General features: G+C 39.0%; 14 protein-coding genes and 2 tRNA genes. 4 read left to right on the top strand and 12 right to left on the bottom strand.

The genetic code is table 11. The features are described from left to right. Nucleotides 1-3: 3 nt before the first annotated feature. Entirely contained in the window at nucleotides 4-513 is a 510-nt protein-coding gene (locus ACL9RF_RS08680) for a hypothetical protein (protein ID WP_422800221.1), read from the top strand. 145 nt (nucleotides 514-658) lie between these two features. Here ACL9RF_RS08680 and ACL9RF_RS08675 read toward each other — a convergent pair. Both ACL9RF_RS08675 and ACL9RF_RS08670 read right to left on the bottom strand, forming a co-directional pair. Then, nucleotides 659-730: transfer RNA gene (locus tag ACL9RF_RS08675), tRNA-Glu, on the bottom strand. Between the two features lie 159 nt (nucleotides 731-889). Next, nucleotides 890-1216, bottom strand: coding sequence for a hypothetical protein (locus ACL9RF_RS08670; RefSeq protein ID WP_422800220.1), 327 nt, complete (start codon nucleotides 1214-1216; stop codon nucleotides 890-892). Between the two features lie 981 nt (nucleotides 1217-2197). Between ACL9RF_RS08670 and ACL9RF_RS08665 the strand changes: the two genes are divergently transcribed. Next, nucleotides 2198-3805 (top strand): hypothetical protein, encoded by a 1608-nt coding sequence (locus ACL9RF_RS08665; protein ID WP_422800219.1) that lies wholly within the window; start codon nucleotides 2198-2200, stop codon nucleotides 3803-3805. Between the two features lie 446 nt (nucleotides 3806-4251). Here ACL9RF_RS08665 and ACL9RF_RS08660 read toward each other — a convergent pair. Continuing rightward, nucleotides 4252-4323, bottom strand: a tRNA-Glu gene (locus ACL9RF_RS08660). A gap of 157 nt (nucleotides 4324-4480) precedes the next feature. Between ACL9RF_RS08660 and ACL9RF_RS08655 the strand changes: the two genes are divergently transcribed. Further along, complete coding sequence (locus tag ACL9RF_RS08655) at nucleotides 4481-6922, top strand: beta-N-acetylhexosaminidase (RefSeq protein ID WP_422800218.1); 2442 nt, start codon at nucleotides 4481-4483, stop codon at nucleotides 6920-6922. Here the strand turns inward: ACL9RF_RS08655 and ytxJ are convergent. From ytxJ to ACL9RF_RS08630, 5 genes are all read right to left on the bottom strand, one after another. After that, nucleotides 6912-7247, bottom strand: coding sequence for a bacillithiol system redox-active protein YtxJ (gene ytxJ / locus ACL9RF_RS08650; RefSeq protein WP_422800217.1), 336 nt, complete (start codon nucleotides 7245-7247; stop codon nucleotides 6912-6914). The genes ACL9RF_RS08655 and ytxJ overlap by 11 nt on opposite strands. A 37-nt stretch (nucleotides 7248-7284) precedes the next feature. Continuing rightward, nucleotides 7285-8031 carry a hypothetical protein gene (locus ACL9RF_RS08645; protein WP_422800216.1) on the bottom strand — a complete coding sequence of 249 codons (747 nt, stop codon included), beginning with the start codon at nucleotides 8029-8031 and terminating at the stop codon, nucleotides 7285-7287. A 144-nt stretch (nucleotides 8032-8175) separates the two neighbouring features. Next, a complete protein-coding gene (gene ribH, locus ACL9RF_RS08640; protein WP_422800215.1) occupies nucleotides 8176-8664 on the bottom strand; it encodes a 6,7-dimethyl-8-ribityllumazine synthase in 489 nt (162 codons plus the stop codon). A 75-nt stretch (nucleotides 8665-8739) separates the two neighbouring features. Beyond that, nucleotides 8740-9393, bottom strand: coding sequence for a tetratricopeptide repeat protein (locus tag ACL9RF_RS08635; protein ID WP_422800214.1), 654 nt, complete (start codon nucleotides 9391-9393; stop codon nucleotides 8740-8742). Nucleotides 9394-9475: 82 nt separating this feature from the next. Further along, nucleotides 9476-11350 (bottom strand): polysaccharide biosynthesis protein, encoded by a 1875-nt coding sequence (locus tag ACL9RF_RS08630; RefSeq protein ID WP_422800213.1) that lies wholly within the window; start codon nucleotides 11348-11350, stop codon nucleotides 9476-9478. A gap of 180 nt (nucleotides 11351-11530) precedes the next feature. Here ACL9RF_RS08630 and ACL9RF_RS08625 point away from each other — a divergent pair, with 180 nt between their 5' ends. After that, nucleotides 11531-12742 carry an alanine dehydrogenase gene (locus ACL9RF_RS08625; RefSeq protein ID WP_422800212.1) on the top strand — a complete coding sequence of 404 codons (1212 nt, stop codon included), beginning with the start codon at nucleotides 11531-11533 and terminating at the stop codon, nucleotides 12740-12742. A 139-nt stretch (nucleotides 12743-12881) separates the two neighbouring features. Here the strand turns inward: ACL9RF_RS08625 and ACL9RF_RS08620 are convergent, their stop codons facing one another. The 4 genes from ACL9RF_RS08620 to ACL9RF_RS08605 form a co-directional block, all read right to left on the bottom strand. Then, entirely contained in the window at nucleotides 12882-13922 is a 1041-nt protein-coding gene (locus ACL9RF_RS08620) for an ABC transporter ATP-binding protein (RefSeq protein ID WP_422800211.1), read from the bottom strand. Between the two features lie 64 nt (nucleotides 13923-13986). Next, nucleotides 13987-14802, bottom strand: a complete 816-nt coding sequence (locus ACL9RF_RS08615; RefSeq protein WP_422800210.1) for an outer membrane beta-barrel protein — start codon at nucleotides 14800-14802, stop codon at nucleotides 13987-13989. A gap of 1 nt (nucleotide 14803) precedes the next feature. Beyond that, nucleotides 14804-15577 carry a hypothetical protein gene (locus ACL9RF_RS08610; RefSeq protein ID WP_422800209.1) on the bottom strand — a complete coding sequence of 258 codons (774 nt, stop codon included), beginning with the start codon at nucleotides 15575-15577 and terminating at the stop codon, nucleotides 14804-14806. Nucleotides 15578-15584: 7 nt separating this feature from the next. Continuing rightward, nucleotides 15585-16121, bottom strand: coding sequence for an RNA polymerase sigma factor (locus ACL9RF_RS08605; protein WP_422800208.1), 537 nt, complete (start codon nucleotides 16119-16121; stop codon nucleotides 15585-15587). Nucleotides 16122-16154 lie beyond the last annotated feature (33 nt).

The following is a 16154-nucleotide window of genomic DNA, read 5'->3' as shown; positions in this document are numbered from 1 at the left end:
CAGATGATAGATTACTTCTATAAAAGCAAGAAAGATCCAGCTGATTTAAACGATGAATTGTTAAAAAAAGAACTATCTAGTGGAGTGAGTCGTATTCTAGATTTTATTCGAAAACAAGAAAGTGATTTGCTTGCTCCTATGTTTAGATTATCAGATGAAGTTTCAAACCTTTTAAAGTTAGATGTAACTTTAACGAATAAGATACTAGAGAATCAGTACAATTTAGGAGCAATATCTAATGAACACAAGAATAAACTTATAGATCAAACAAAGCTACTAGAGCAGCTTGTCATTGGATTATCGAGCAAACAACAGCTCAAAAAAGAGTTTCGGAAAATCTTAGCGCATTATATCAGTAATCGAGAAGCCTTAGGCTGGCATAGCTCTACGCCAAAGAAAGAAGAGCTCGTACAAAAAGTAAGATTTGCACTAGATCAGCTACATGCAGTCAAACGCAATCAAGATGTGTGTTTTTTCAACGTGTTTGTATTCAGTTTTTTATATATTCTTTAGTGAGTTTCTAGACACTATAAAAATACTCACTGAATTCCCCACTTTTTTATGCGAATTTTCAAAAAAATGATAAAATTTGTAAAAAACAAAAAAGCTGCAAATTATTGATTTGCAGCTTTTGGTATCTTTTTGATAAGATTCTTAGTAGCCCGTAGGGGAATCGAACCCCTGTTTCAAGAATGAAAATCTTGCGTCCTAACCCCTAGACGAACGGGCCTATTTGTGTTTCGGTGTGCAAATATAGGAATAGTATATGCTAAAACAAAATTATTTTATTAATTTTTAGTTTTCTGCCTAAAAACAGCCTTTACAAGTTGTGAAGGCTGTTTTGTACAACGATAAACTATATCCCATTCCAGGCAGTATGCTGGAGAAATTAAAAAATATTACTGTAGCAGTTACTTAATCTAAAGATAGGATCTGCAGGTAAATTACCTATTCGCGCACTATTTACAGGTGCATTACTAGAGCGGTGAATCTTAACTTTTATTTGTATGGAATATTCACTCCTATAATAATACGTTTTTGTGGATCGGTTAAAGGCTATAGGTGCCCCAACTGTTTTTAAGTATTCTATAATACAAGCTAAGCGCGATACAGAGAGCTGCAGTCGTGCTGCTAATTCTTTTTGGGTTCCTGTTCTACGCTGTTGGATAAGTTTATCCATAAGATTAATTCTATCTATGTATTTAAATAATAGCATAACTAATAAGTTTATTCACTCTTTTATTCCAAATGGTAACAGCAACTTCATGTTGCAGCAATCTTTGTTGGATGCTTTTTTTCGAAATTTACTCGCTCTTTTTTGGCTAGCATACTGACCATTTGTATAGTTTTACATGTAAATCTATTATGTGGATAAAAAATGCTGGTTTAAAAAGCGTATAAAAAGCGTTGCAGGTCATAAATTATATCAATTGAAATAGTCTTGTCGTTAGGCTATGCAACCCGTTAAACTAACAAAAGGTATAGGTTAAAATTTGTTTATGTAGTATTAAATATGCTACAATTTTAATATACCCTGTAGGTAAAATGTTGTATTGCGTAACCTAAGTATGCTGGCTATGCTACATGCCACAATATCGATGTAAACTGTATGGTGTGACTCTAAAACATTCCCACAATGGTAATCCGAGATAGACGTAAATATCCGCGTTACAAAGTTCACATGGTGCTGAAAAAATGTATGTTTTATTGGAGTTCTAGTTTATCCTATTTTCATCAATTAATAGAAAGGGGATTTTTTAGGCTTAAATGCTGCAGTAATACTTCTGTAGAGATGTTATACTTTCCGCTAGGACTTTATGTGGACAACAACGATTGCACTTTCATTGTTTAAATCGCTATTAATAAATGTCTTCCATTTTAGGTTTTTGCAAGTCGTGAGATTTCGTAAATATCTTTCTTTTTAAAAATATGGGTTACTTTAGTACAGTGATTCAATTTGTTGGTTGTCAGTACATACCATTTTGAATCCTGCGATGTATCGCTAAAACCCCTAGCGAACCTATTAACCTGGAGTCATTTTTTGTATTACATTTTTGAGGATTATATATATAAATATTAAAATTTAAATCAGGCCTTTAATACGCTGTGTTTAAATAGTTGTGACGGATACCGCTGTAGGGGATAATTTTAATATGTGCTAAATGGCTTTTAATCAAGTTTTTAATATAAAAAAGTTATGAAAAACAAATTTCTAATATTAGGGATTGCAGGTGGGTTAATTTTATCATCTTGCAATAAAACTACAGGTTTTGATTCGGATTTGATGGATAGTGTAAACGTGGATTGCATGGTGTGTACACAGCAAACAATACGTTCAGATAGTGCTGAGCGCTTGTTATCAAAATTCGCACGCATCCTATCCAAAGTGTCTTACGAAAACGAGCTGGTACGTGCTTTTATAAAAAAGGAATCGCTAAAGCAGTTTGACAAAAATTACGATGTACTTTATTATCTGGTTAAAGATGAGTTTATAGAGGATATGTCTTTTAGAGATATATTAATTGCCAAATCATCCGAAGCGGAAATGGAGGAGATTGAGGCCAATTTACCGTTATTAAATATTTTGGTTCCAGAAATTGCCCTGTTTGACTTATATCCAAAAGATCTTGATGTTACTGATCGGGAGATTCCTATTGCTGTATCAAAAAAAACGACGACTACATTATTTTTAAATGGAAAAGCCGAAGTTGACCTTAGAAAAGGTGAAATTCCCGATTTTCATGTGTTCGTCGTCAATGAAAATAGTCGCGTAATTGTTCCTGCATCTACCGGACTTACAAAAACTTCCCCGAAGCGGTCTATTATTTTTAAATCATCGAATTTCGATGGAACGAAATCGAATGCGGTATCTTCCATATGGAAACGGATGGAAAATTCTAGTCTTGTAGGATTAAAGGCTATTCGCGCTTATTCTTACTTTAATAAGGATGATGGTGGCCTTTATCAAAGGGGCTTACAAAGGGATTTTATTTATTATGGCATCACGCCCGAAATGAAGAGCGGCTCTCTGAATCATAGTGTTTCCGAATATATTGGTTTTATTGAGATTAATCCGCGTTCCTATTTTAAAATTGCAGATCAGATTAACACGGGATCTACAAATGACGACCCTTATATCAAGATAACGAGTACAACGCAAGAACGAAGGCCCTTATCCGAAAGTGAGTTGTTGGATAGGTTGTGGACAAAGGGGGCCTATGACTTTAGATTTGAAATTATAAGATCAACGGCCGAGAGGCCGCAAATTGTTTTTATTCCTTTAAAGCCGAATGATATTTGGAATTTTAATCTTAAATACACAAGAAGGCATAAAACCTGGTTCCGGCATTCTAAACATACGTATACCATAGACCCTAATAATTTTACATCTAAACGTGTGTATCTGGATAATAACATGGTTTCCTTTGGTAAATGGGATTTATCCACCGAGTCGGTATATCGGTTAGTTCAGATTTATGAAGACGATGAGGGGATTGAAAAGGAGGAAACATTCAGTTATGAGTCTATTAACCTGCATAGTTCGAAGTTTAATGGAAATATAAAGCTGGCTGCTGGTTTAGGGGGTACAGTTAACGGTGCTGTAAATGGAGGGGTAGATGTTAATGCTTCAAATACTGTAAAACAAAACAGAAGGGTAACCATAAAACGTAGTGAAAATGCGGATGATTTGGGACGCTTGCATATTTATTTTTATGATCCTATTATTGAAGCTTTTAATTCTGGACTATACAAGATACATACCTATAACACAGGGCATGTATCGTTTGGCATATTTGTTAAATAGCGGATGTGGTAGGTGTTACCTTTGTAGGAAACTTTAAATTATGGAATGTTATGCTTTTTCTTGGTGTTATCATAGGGGTTCCGGATTTATGTATATGTGCTTGTGCTGATGTGGATATTTCCATTCGCTCTATTTTATCCCTAATTCATCCGGGATAGGCTTAAAGCAGGATAAACCGGATGTTTTGTGGGTATTATATAGATGTACAATAAAATGCAAGATTTACTTGGTTAATATCTGCCAGCTATGTCAAAAGGGATTGGCGTTCGCTTGCCGGGTAGTTTGAGGCGAAGTTTTAGCTGTTTCTCGGCTGACGGGAATATTATATTTAAAATAACAGCGGTTATGGCTAAATGTTTACGTATTTTCAAGGAATCTTTAATTCTTAAACAAAAAAGAAAAACCGCTAAGTCATTGATTTTTAGTCGACTTAGCGGTTTGTTTAGTAGCCCGTAGGGGAATCGAACCCCTGTTTCAAGAATGAAAATCTTGCGTCCTAACCCCTAGACGAACGGGCCTTTTTGTGTTTCGGTGTGCAAATATAGATTTTATATTGAATAACACCAAATAATTTTGTGATTTTTTTATTATCTTCATGTTATAATCAATATAAACCCATACATGCGTATAAAAATTAGGATTCAAACAAAGTTTAAATGTGTTTTTGTTAGTACTATGCTGGCGGTAATAGGCAGCACGACCTTATACGGACAGCAGCCTTTGGATAAGGCGGTACAGTTAAAGTGGCGCCCTGCGACTGGATATGATGGAAACAAAAATCTTGGCCTTCAATTGGTACTGATTAATAAATCTACTCAGGATATCGTCTTAGACGATCAGGAACTGTGGTTTAACTCCATGTTTCAGGTTATTGAAGCACAAACCGATAAGTATAGCATTAGCAACCTGCGAGGAAACCTGTTTCGTGTAGACTTTAAGAAACAGAAAATCCGCGCTAAAGATTCACTCGTCGTGGATTACACAAGCCAATTTGCCATATCTAATATTTCTACTGCACCAACAGGCTTTTACTTTCAATCGAAAAGTAACCCCAAAAATTACCAGCACCTTAGGGATGTAACGTATCAGCCTGTATATGCTAGTAAGGAGGAGCAGCGGCAGTTTGCTGCTTCATTATACGATAACAATGCGGAGCGAAATATGGCCGGTGAACCTAATCTTGTATTTCCTACACCCAGGGCGTTGCAGCTTGGCGATGGTGTATTTGCTTTGCCACTTGTGTGGAAGGTTTCGATTCCTGCAGCATTTGAGGGTGCTTTTGCTGCCGTAGGTAGCGACCCTGTTTTAAACAGCCTGAAAATAGAGGAAGCGAAGGACCAACCGGCCACGTTTAGGGTGGAGCAGGTAACGGGCATGGCGAATGAGGGGTATAGCCTTTCTATAACCGATAGGGGGGTGCATATTAAGGCCAGTAGCTTGGCTGGGGTATTTTATGCGGTACAGACCTTTAAATCTCTACTGCTTACTACTAAAGGGAAGCATCTACCTTTTGTGGATATTGTTGATGAACCTCGATTTGCCTACCGTGGTTTTATGATGGATGTGTCGCGGAATTTTAGATCCAAGGAAACAATTTTGAAGTACTTAGATCTTATGGCTGCGTATAAACTAAATGTTTTTCATTTCCATTTTAGCGACGATGAGGGTTGGCGCATCGAGATACCCTCTTTGCCCGAACTTACGGAGGTGGGCGCACAGCGGTCGCCTTTGTTTAAAAGTGGCTCGGCTATACAGCCTGCATATGGGTCGGGGGCGCTTCATGTAGGCCCTCAGTACCTCACACGAGCGGATTTTATTGATATTTTAAGGTATGCTAAAGATCGTTTTATCACCGTTGTGCCGGAGATTGAAACTCCTGGTCATGGTAGGGCTGCAATTAAAGCAATGGAATACCGTTACCACCGTCTCCTGAAAGCAGGAAATAAATCGGAGGCCGAGCGTTATTTACTGAGTGATCTTTCTGATGCTTCGGTATACAATTCGGCACAGAATTTTGGGGATAATGTTATGAATCCGGCATTGCCATCGACCTATGCATTTATCGACCAGGTTATAACGGAATTTCAAGGTATGTATCAGGATGCTGGTCTTACGCTGGAACGTATCTCTTTGGGCGGTGATGAGGTGCCTAATGGTGTTTGGGAAAAGTCGCCCCAGGCGCAGCAGTTGATGGCCGAAAAAGGTTTTACCTCCGCTTTGGAGATATGGCCTTATTATATCGATAAAGTCAATGCTATCTGTCGTGCTAAAGGGATTGCTATGGCCGGATGGGAGGAGGTCGGTATGGTCAATAAAGGAAAGGGAATGGTTGTGAATACGGAGCTGCCAAACCGGGCTAACATGCAGGTTGATGTTTGGAATAATGTTATTGGTGGCGGACAGGAGGACTTGGCTTATAGGCTGGCGAATGCGGGCTATAAAACGGTATTGATCAGTGCTTCAAATATGTATTTCGATATGATGTGGAATACTAATTTTGATGAACCGGGATTAAAATGGGCGACTTATGCTGATTTGTACCATGCTTATTCTTTACTGCCGGAAGACTATTTCGCTAATATTACGACCTATTATCGGGGTAAAACTTTAGGTAAGGCTCATTTTGATAAACATAAACGTTTAGATCCTGTCGGGAAGGATAATTTCATCGGTATAAAAGGGGGTATATGGTCGGAAACAATACATGCCGAGGCGGATATGGATTATATGGTGCTACCGCGTTTTTTCACACTTGCCGAAAGAGCCTGGTCTCCAAAGAGGGGCTATGAAAGTGAAGCCGACTTTACGGTTGAGGCTTTCAACACGGACTATGCTCGTTTTATAAATAGATTAGGGCATATTGATTTGCCGCATCTTGCTCGGAATTTTAATTTCAGACTTCCGGCTGTTGGTGTCAAAGAAATCGATGGACAGCTATATGCGAATATAGAATATCCAGGTTTTCATATTTATTATAGCCTGGAGGGTAATCCAACGGCAGCAAGTCAGCGGTATCAGTCGGGTAAGCCTATTCCTGTCGTGGAAGGAAGGCGCATTTCCTTTGCCGTAATTGACAGCAAAGGAAGAGTAGGGCCTATAACATATTTTACGAAGTAGCCGCCGCAATAATGTCTCGCATTTCAATATCGGAGTGCGAGGCATGGTATATACTGGTATTTCCTTTTACCACTATAATTTGAGGCGATTCATGCTGTACGCCCCATAATTCGGCAATTTTATTCGATAGGGGTCTATAACGTATCAGATCTAGGTAGTAGAAAGTCAGTGTTTCTGGAATTTGATCTGCATCAAACTCCAAACTTCTTTTTGCCATGCTACTTACCGGGCAACGTGTGCTATGTTTAAACAGCACAGCAACGGTGTCAGTGGCGTTATATATTGCTTGTAATTCTTCTTCTTGTGTTATGGTTGTCCAGTTCATGCTGTTTGTTCTTTATATGGTAAGGTTGGTTTACCAATCAGAGTGTGCTGAACTTTGCCGTATCCACACTTGTTAATGCGGCAATACTATTAAAGCGTAAACTCTGTTTGGGGTCGTTAATATTGGTGTAGCTCTTAAATAAAAAAACACCTCCGCCGATATCACTACCATGGCTTAAATTATATTGATTGGTAGGGTTCGCCACTTGCTGCACCTGCCCTTTGTTGTTTAACGTTAGGCTTGCTTGCCAGGTCTTGTTATCCAACGTCAACAGGTTGTTCACCTGAATAATATTTACTTTTTCCGAATTGATAATCTTGGAGGAAGACTCCGTAATCTGCGTATGCTTGGCTGCTGCGGCAACAGGAATAAAAAGTAATTTACAGTCTTTGACGAGTTGGTTTACTATGGCTGCCTCTATATCGCTATGGATAGCATGTTCCTCTTTATTATTGATAAACAGTTTGCCCCCCTCGGTACGTTTAAAATTAAATAAGTACACCACGGCTTCCTTCGTGTTAAGGACACCTTCAAACCTACATTTACCCGATTCCTTATCCAGCAGGAAGGTACGCTCGCTATTGCTTAGCGCAGGGTTATTGTTGCCTACAGCACTATAAAAGATATACCTAGCCTCATTCCAATTGTTCCATCCTCCAAAGGAGTTTGTCACTTGTTCTTTTATTTGTTTGCTATTGGCAACTGGTGCTTGTGCTTTTACTGCATGTATGCCCAATGTAAAAAATGCCAGTTGTGTTATAAGGGCGATTTTTGCTTGTACCATGTTGTATGATTTCTTATGAGCAGGAGTAGCGGGTTCCTTTTTTGTTACGGATATACGCTATATAAAAAGAGGGTGCCTTTTTGTTTCCATCCGGGATGTTGGAGGTACTTAGGTACCTATACGAAAACAAAAAGGACCTTAATATTAGCGTGAAGCACCAATATGCGCCATCTGTATGGCAGTTATGGCCGCTTCTTCCCCTTTGTTTCCATGTTTTCCGCCAGCACGGTCTTTTGCCTGCTCAACATTGTCTGTTGTTAAAACGCCAAAGACAACAGGTTTATTGTGTTTTATGCCTACGTTGGCAATACCATTTGCTACGGCATTACAAATAAAATCGAAATGGCGCGTTTCGCCTTGAATTACGCAGCCTAAACAAATAATAGCGTCGATGTCGTTCTTTTGTAATATAATATCGGCTCCAGCAATAAGCTCATAGCTGCCAGGAACCTCTACTACCTTAATATTTTCCGCTGTGGCGCCATATTTCAATAAGCCATCTACAGCCCCCGAGAGTAGGGCGCCTGTAATTTCAGCATTCCACTGTGCTACAACGATACCAAATTTAATATCCTGCGCATTTTTTACCGCTAAATGCGAGAAGTCGGAAAGGTTTTTTAAACTGCTTGCCATAATTTTTTCTTATTTAAGTAAAAAGGCCGCTTGGTAGAGCAGCCTTATAGATGTATAAAATTACGTGTCGTATTCTTATTGTTTTGCTTGTACTCTAGCCAATGGGCCGTCGATAGTACTCGCTTCAACGCTTTCAGGGTATTCCGATTTAATTTTTGAATAAGCCTCTTCAGCATTTTTAAACTCATTTAATTGTTCGTTTACCAAGCCTAATTTTTTTAGGAATAAAGGCGTAGTATACGAGTTTTTGGATTTATCTGCTGCTTTTTTATAGTAATCTGCTGCATTTTTGTAATCATGGCTATCAGAATAAGCATCGCCGATAAGGCCAATTACCAAGGGGTCTAATATTAAGCTACCCGTTTCTGAATACTTTTTCAGGTATTTAATTGCTTCTTGGAAATTTTGCTGACGCAGGTATAAGCTTCCTAAGTAGGCATTTGCAATATTTGCTGTTGGTGTATTCGAATACTCATCAGCAATTTGTTTAAAGCCAATAAATGAACCGTCACCATCAATGGCAACCTGCTGCAAAGAATCTATTAATGCATATTCCTCAGCTTTGTAAATATCATCAGCAGCTTTTTCAGCTCTAGGTGCTAAATACAATTTTTGATAGCCAAAATATAAAACAATTAATAAAATAATACCGCCGATAATAAAAATCAGGCTTTTTTGGTTGTCTTGAAAAAAGGCTCCCTTTTTTTCTATGGAATTATTTACTGACATTCGTTTGATTTAAAATGTTATGGAACGCAAAAATACACTTTTCTAAAATACTTGCAAGATATATTTACTATAAAAAGCTAATTTAATGTTTATTAGGCATATCATTTTGAAGTTCTTTATCCAATTGTTCGTATTGTGAATTCTGACTTTTAAATTCTGGAACAATTATCTTCATCTGACGTACAATATTGGTGTCATGTTGTGTTTTTACTAGGGTAAATAACCGTTGGAATTTGTCTAGTATTTCGTCAAAATTATTATCCCTAACCTTAGCAATCATAATCTTCTCGTGATGCGTTGGCAAGGTGTTTTCCAAATCGTTCAGGAGCTCTTCGTATAGCTTTTCACCCGGTCTTAATCCGGTAAACTTAATTTCTATATCCTTGTTTGGCGTATAGCCTGAAAGTTTAATCATTTTACTCGCCAGGTCGACAATTTTCACTGATTTACCCATGTCGAAAACAAAGATTTCTCCTCCTTCGCCCATATTACCAGCCTCGATAACCAACTGACAGGCCTCCGGGATGGTCATAAAATAACGCGTAATCTCGGGGTGCGTAACGGTAACAGGTCCGCCTTTTTCAATTTGCTCTTTAAAGCGTGGAATTACAGATCCGTTGGAGCCTAACACATTCCCAAAACGGGTTGTAATAAAACGCGTGTAGCTCTCTTGTCCGATGTTAGCAAGTTTATTGTTCAACGACTGTACATAGATTTCGGCAATACGTTTTGATGCCCCCATCACGTTAGTTGGGTTTACCGCCTTATCCGTAGATACAAAAACAAATTTCTGCACCTTAAATTCTACCGCCAGGTTGGCCAGGTTGAACGTGCCATATACATTCGTGCGTACCCCTTCAATAGGGTGGTTTTCCATCATTGGCACATGTTTATATGCGGCAGCATGATAGATAATATGAGGCTTGAAGGTTTCGAATAAATGGCGCATACGGTCTTCATTTTTTACATCGGCGATAAAACTATGGTAGACCTGATTTTTAAAGTTATCCTGTAAATCCAGTTGAAGGTTATGTAATGGCGATTCAGCCTGGTCACAAAGAATAATCATCTGTGGGTTATACTGCCCCAATTGTTTCGCAATTTCACTACCGATAGATCCGGCTGCACCGGTTACTAAAACACGTTTTCCTTGCAGCTGATGCAGAATAGACTCATTGTCAATTTTTATTGGTGCCCGCTCTAATAAATCTTCAATTTTTACACTTTTGATTTGATTAACGGAGACATCACCTTTAAATATTTTGTTGACCGAAGGCAAGGTTAGTACCGATACATTATTCTCCAGACAGGTGTCGATAAGGGCAGTTTTTTTGTCGGGTGCTAAAGATGGTGTAGCAATAATAAGTTCGTCTATGGCAAATTTAAATATGGTTTTATCTAAATCTTCGGACGAATATATTTTTATGCCATCAATAGACTTACCAATTTTGGAAGTGCTTTCGTCCAAATAGCCTACTATTACCTTGTTTGTGGTAAGATCGTGGTCAAATGTACGCTTTACGGCTATACCCAACTCGCCAGCACCAAAAATTAAAACATTCTTTTTCAGCTTTTTCGCTGTTCGCGAATACTGAAAGAATATTTTTATTGATGTTCTGTAAACGACTAATCCTGTGAATAAAAATAAAGCATAGATAATTATCAGTCGTGTATCAATGAATTTCGGTATATGTAGTGCTAAACCAAACAGCTTAAAGATAAATAATATAATTACGGTAAGTAATATCGAGGATAATATACGTATCGAGTCGGCAGCACTGGTATAACGAATAATGCCAGAATGTAACTTGAAAAGTATAAAGGATAATGCTGTGGTGCCTAAGCAAAGTATAAATTGTAGTGCAAATGCCTCTGGAGATATATTGGTTAAACTAAAATTGTTGAATAGACAAAAAGCGATCCCAAACATTACGATAGAAACAGCAAAATCTAACATAAAAATTATCCATCTTGGAACAATTTTTATATGGTTAATTACCCGAAGTAGTTTCATTTAAATTGATATAGTATAGTTGATTGCAAATCTAACGTAAACTAATGAATTTTTTAAGGCTTTGATAATAAAAATCGGGTTTTCTTTTTGATAATAATTATATTTACTAAGGAAAATAGAAATATGAGCAATATAAGTCAAATGACTGCCGATGTCTATGGGCAAACCAAAGAGGAGTTTAAAACCCTAGGAAAATCAAAGTGCAGTTTAGTTATTGGTATCCCTAAAGAGATTGTTTTTCAGGAAAATAGAATACCCTTAACCCCTTTATCCGTAGCGCTGTTAATCGAAAATGGACACCGTGTTCTTATTGAAAGTGGTGCCGGTGTGGCTTCAAATTTTATGGATCACCATTATAGTGAGCAGGGTGCAGAAATTGTATACGAAAGAACGCGGGTCTTTAGTGCAGATATTATTATAAAAATTGCAAGCCCGACTATGGAGGAGGTCGAAATGATGCGTCCGCGGCAGGTTTTATTATCCTCTCAGCAGCCATCACTGCTCGAGTTTAATGTGCTAAAAGCTTTAATGAATAAGCAAATCACCGCTTTATCTTACGAGTATCTTCAAGATGAAGGGGGGCATCTGTCGGTTGTGCGCGCGATGAGCGAGATTGTCGGAGCTACGTCTATACTAATTGCTGCCGAATATCTTTCCAACGTTTTTGAGGGCAAAGGGCTGTTGCTAGGCGGTGTAACGGGGGTTCCGCCCACAGAGATTGTCATTATCGGTGCTGGAACGGTAGGCGAGTTTGCAGCCCGTACAGCCATTGCGTTAGGGGCGCAGGTTAAAGTCTTCGATAGCTCCGTATTCCGGTTACGGCGACTGCAAAACAATATAGGCTCCAGAGTTTTTACTTCGGTCATTCAACCTATAATCCTGAATAAAGCAGTGCGCTCTTCTGACGTTGTAATCGGCGCTTTACGTGCCAAAAATGGACGTTCGTCCTGTATTATTTCCGAAGAAACGGTCGCAAAGATGAAACCCAATTCTGTTGTTATCGATGTTTCTATAGATCAGGGAGGCTGTTTTGAAACTTCAGAGGTTACCTCGCACGACAAACCTACCTTCCGAAAATACGATGTTATCCATTACTGTGTACCCAATATTGCATCGCGTGTTGCGCGCACGGCCACCTATGCATTAACCAATATTTTTACACCGATATTATTGCAGGCAGCTGACTATGGAGGGGTCAATAACTTGATATGGAATAATCCCGGGCTGCGCAATGCTGTGTATTTGTATCAGGGAAGTTTAACCAATAAGGATATCGCCGATAAGTTTACTATACCGTATAAAGACTTGAGCTTAATGATTGTTGTCAATCAATAGTTGCAGCTTCCAAAACAAAAAACATGCATAGCAACAGAATGCGGAAAAAAGCTTGCATGTTTTTTATGAACGAAGTGCTGTGCGCGTTAAAAAATATATACCCGGCTAGTATTCAAACGTTTTTCCGTTTCTGCGTGGGTTAAAATTTAATATGCTGCACAATTGTTACACGAATTTTTGTTTGTAAGGGTAGGGGGCTACCATTTACAATAGCATGTAACGAGAGCCTTTCATTACCTAGGATATATTCCCAATAAAAGCCTCTGAAACGAACGTCTTTAATCCAATAGTTCCCAGAACTATCTGCTGTAACCTGTATCCATTCCTGGTGAATGCCTACCGTTGCGGTTGTTACCACGCCAATTTCGGCAGCTTCAGCCGGCTGCAGGATATTACTCTTAGCCAGTAGCTGTGCGGTATAGGGGTGGTTTGGGGTATAATACAAGGTCTTTGGCGACCCTTGGTCGACAATTTTGCCTTGGCGCATTACAATCAGTTCATCTGCCATGGCCAATACCTCGGCAGGGTCATGCGACACAAGTATTACTGTAAGGCCGGTTTCTTGTACGATATGGCGTATATCCTGCTGTAGCGCATCCCTAAAAGCGGCATCAACCTGGTTAAAGGGCTCGTCCATCAGCAAAACCTCCGGGTCATTAATTAAGGCACGCGCAATGGCTACACGTTGCCTTTCGCCACCAGATAAGTCTGCAACACGTTGCTGTGCAAGGTGGTCAATTTTTAATTTCTTTAAAGTTTCCTCGGTTCGCGATTGTTTATAGGCCAGGTTTGTGTTGGGCAATTGCGAGGCAATATTGTCCCAAACTTTAGCATAGTGGTTAAGATCGTCGAAGCCCTGGGACACCAATTTCATGGCGTCGTGTCCCGGTATAAGTTTGTCTTTTCGCGTAGGCACCAGCCAACCCCTATATCTTACTTCACCGCTGTTGGGCTCCAACAGGCCGTAAATAAGCTTTAAAAGTGTACTTTTTCCCGATCCTGACTCACCGATTAAGGCTGTTATTTTTCCAGCTTCAATGCCAAAATTCACATTTCCAACAGCAGTAACGCGCTGTTTACCTTCAAAAATACTACTTATATTTTCACCATAAATTAAAGGAAGACCTTCTTTTTGAGAGTCTGAAGGTATATATTGACAGGAAGTAGATGGGTTGCTCATAAATAAAAAAGTGCCGAAATTAATATTCCGACACAAAAATACATTAAATATTATATATACACATTTAAAAGCCTAGGGTAAGTCCGAAAGTAAAATTATTTAACCCTTTTTGTTCCGGGCTTTTTTCAAACATATCGTTTACATAATACTTGCCAAATACGCCAAAGCTACCATAACCTACGCGCACAAATGGGCCATACTGAAAGCTCGATAGGCTGTAATTATCACGAAATCTTTGCTTCCCGTTTTTATCGCTTTTTAAGCGTTGTGAACCTTTAAGTAGGATGCCTGTCATGGCACCGAAGGCAATTTTCACCCTTTCGCCGCGGTTATTTTTGTTACTACGCCATTCGAAAGATAAAGGTAAGCGTAAATTTGTTGTCGTTAATACATTCTTTTTGAAATATACATCCGAAGGGTCAATCTCCTCGAAATCTATCGGGCTGCTACCCTCTTTTAACAGAATATTTTGCTTTAAGCGTAAATAATTCCATTCAAATCCTGCAGAAAGGTAGGTTTTAAAGTTATCATTCAGCCGCATGCCTACCTGTAAGATGTCGAAGCCAAAATTAGAGGCCTTGCTATAGCTCAAGAATTTATTGTTGTCCGAAAGGTTAAAGCTTCCATCGTCGATTAATCTCGAAAACCCCCAATCTATACGTGTAAAAGTAATGCCGCCATAAAAGCGAGGATACTTAATGACCTTTTTTTCATCAGATACCCCTATACTTAATCCTGTTATCTTCGTAGCTACCTCCGTTACGGTAGAGTCTAGCGCAGCCTGTGTAGTTTCGTTACCGAAATCATTATTGGCATGTGCATAATAACCGCTAGCGATAAAAAAAGTAGCTAGGGTATATTTGGTAAGGATGTTTTTCATACTATTTTCTTTTTTTGTTACGGTTTTTGACTAAAGAATTAACGATATCAATTCGGAAAGAACCTTCTTCGTCCGCGCGAAAACGAATTTCTTTCTTGTTGCTGATTTCTGTACCAATATTTTCTGCTAATACATTTAATAAAGACGTTACCACATTACGGTTGCTTTCCGTACTAGAATTCACTTGTGCAAGCATCGTGTCCATATCTTCATCCGATTCTATGAGCGGTTTAATATCCGCAATTTCAGTAACCTCAATAATGGGAGAACTGGGCATATCTGCTGTTAGGTTATGCAGCTCTATACGCTTTCCTTCTGTCAGCTTTACAGCCGCTAGGCTGGTGTTATTCCGCGCAACAGCGCCCCCCGTTTGCGCCATATCTGTGTCGGCATCGGTATGTTGTGCATGCTGCACTATAGCCGATGGAACATCTGCTACGGGCGATGCATGTTGTGTGGGCTTGGCAGCGATTTCCAAGGAGATTTCTTTATCGCTTTCCGTATGGATGCTGCTATCCAGGTTGCGATTTGCAACTGTAGTATCCTTACCCACAGGCACCGTCTCTTGCACCCTATAGATAAATAGCGATGCCGCAATACATACCGCCAACAGAGCAGCATAATATAACCAACGGTAGTTACGTTTGGGTAAGACCACCGTTTTTTGTTCTGTAGGTAGTGCAGATTCAATATTTTCCCATACCCGATCGCTCGGTGTTTCTTCGGCCTCTGCAAAGGCTTTTTGGAACAATTTGTCGACGTCTTGATCTTCCATGTTTGTGTTAATTATTAGCTGTTGCCAACTTTTCCTGTAGCCATTGGCGCGCTTTAAAAAGCTGCGATTTGGATCCACCTTCCGAAATGCCTAACATTTTGGCAATTTCATGATGGCTATATCCTTCTATGGCATATAAATTAAAAACAGTTCTATACCCCAATGGCAACCGTTGTACCAACGCCATTAAATCTTTGTAGCCCGTTTGATCGGTGCCAACATGACTTGCCAGCTGTAAACTTTCGGTCGTTTCTATAGATTCGGTAAACTTGCCCTTATTCTTTCTAAAAGTTTCGATTGCCGTATTTACCATAATACGTTTTATCCACCCTTCTAAAGAACCGGTACCATCATAAAGATGGTGTTTTGTGAAAACCTTGATAAATCCATTTTGCAAAATATCCTCAGCTTCAAGGGTAGTTTGCGCATAACGCATACATACGACAAACATCCTTTTTGAAAAATAGTTGTATAGCTCAGACTGTGCTTTTCTATTTTGCACTTTACACGCGTTCCATACATCAGTTAAGTTAAAATTTTTCAATTGCTTCAGGTTGTTAATAGGAAGACGTGGCAA

This window comes from Sphingobacterium sp. Mn56C, assembly GCF_049319645.1.
In the GTDB taxonomy this organism is placed as follows: Bacteria; Bacteroidota; Bacteroidia; order Sphingobacteriales; family Sphingobacteriaceae; genus Sphingobacterium.
The sequence above is the reverse complement of the archived record's forward strand: the minus strand, read 5'-3'. Positions and strand labels throughout refer to the sequence as shown.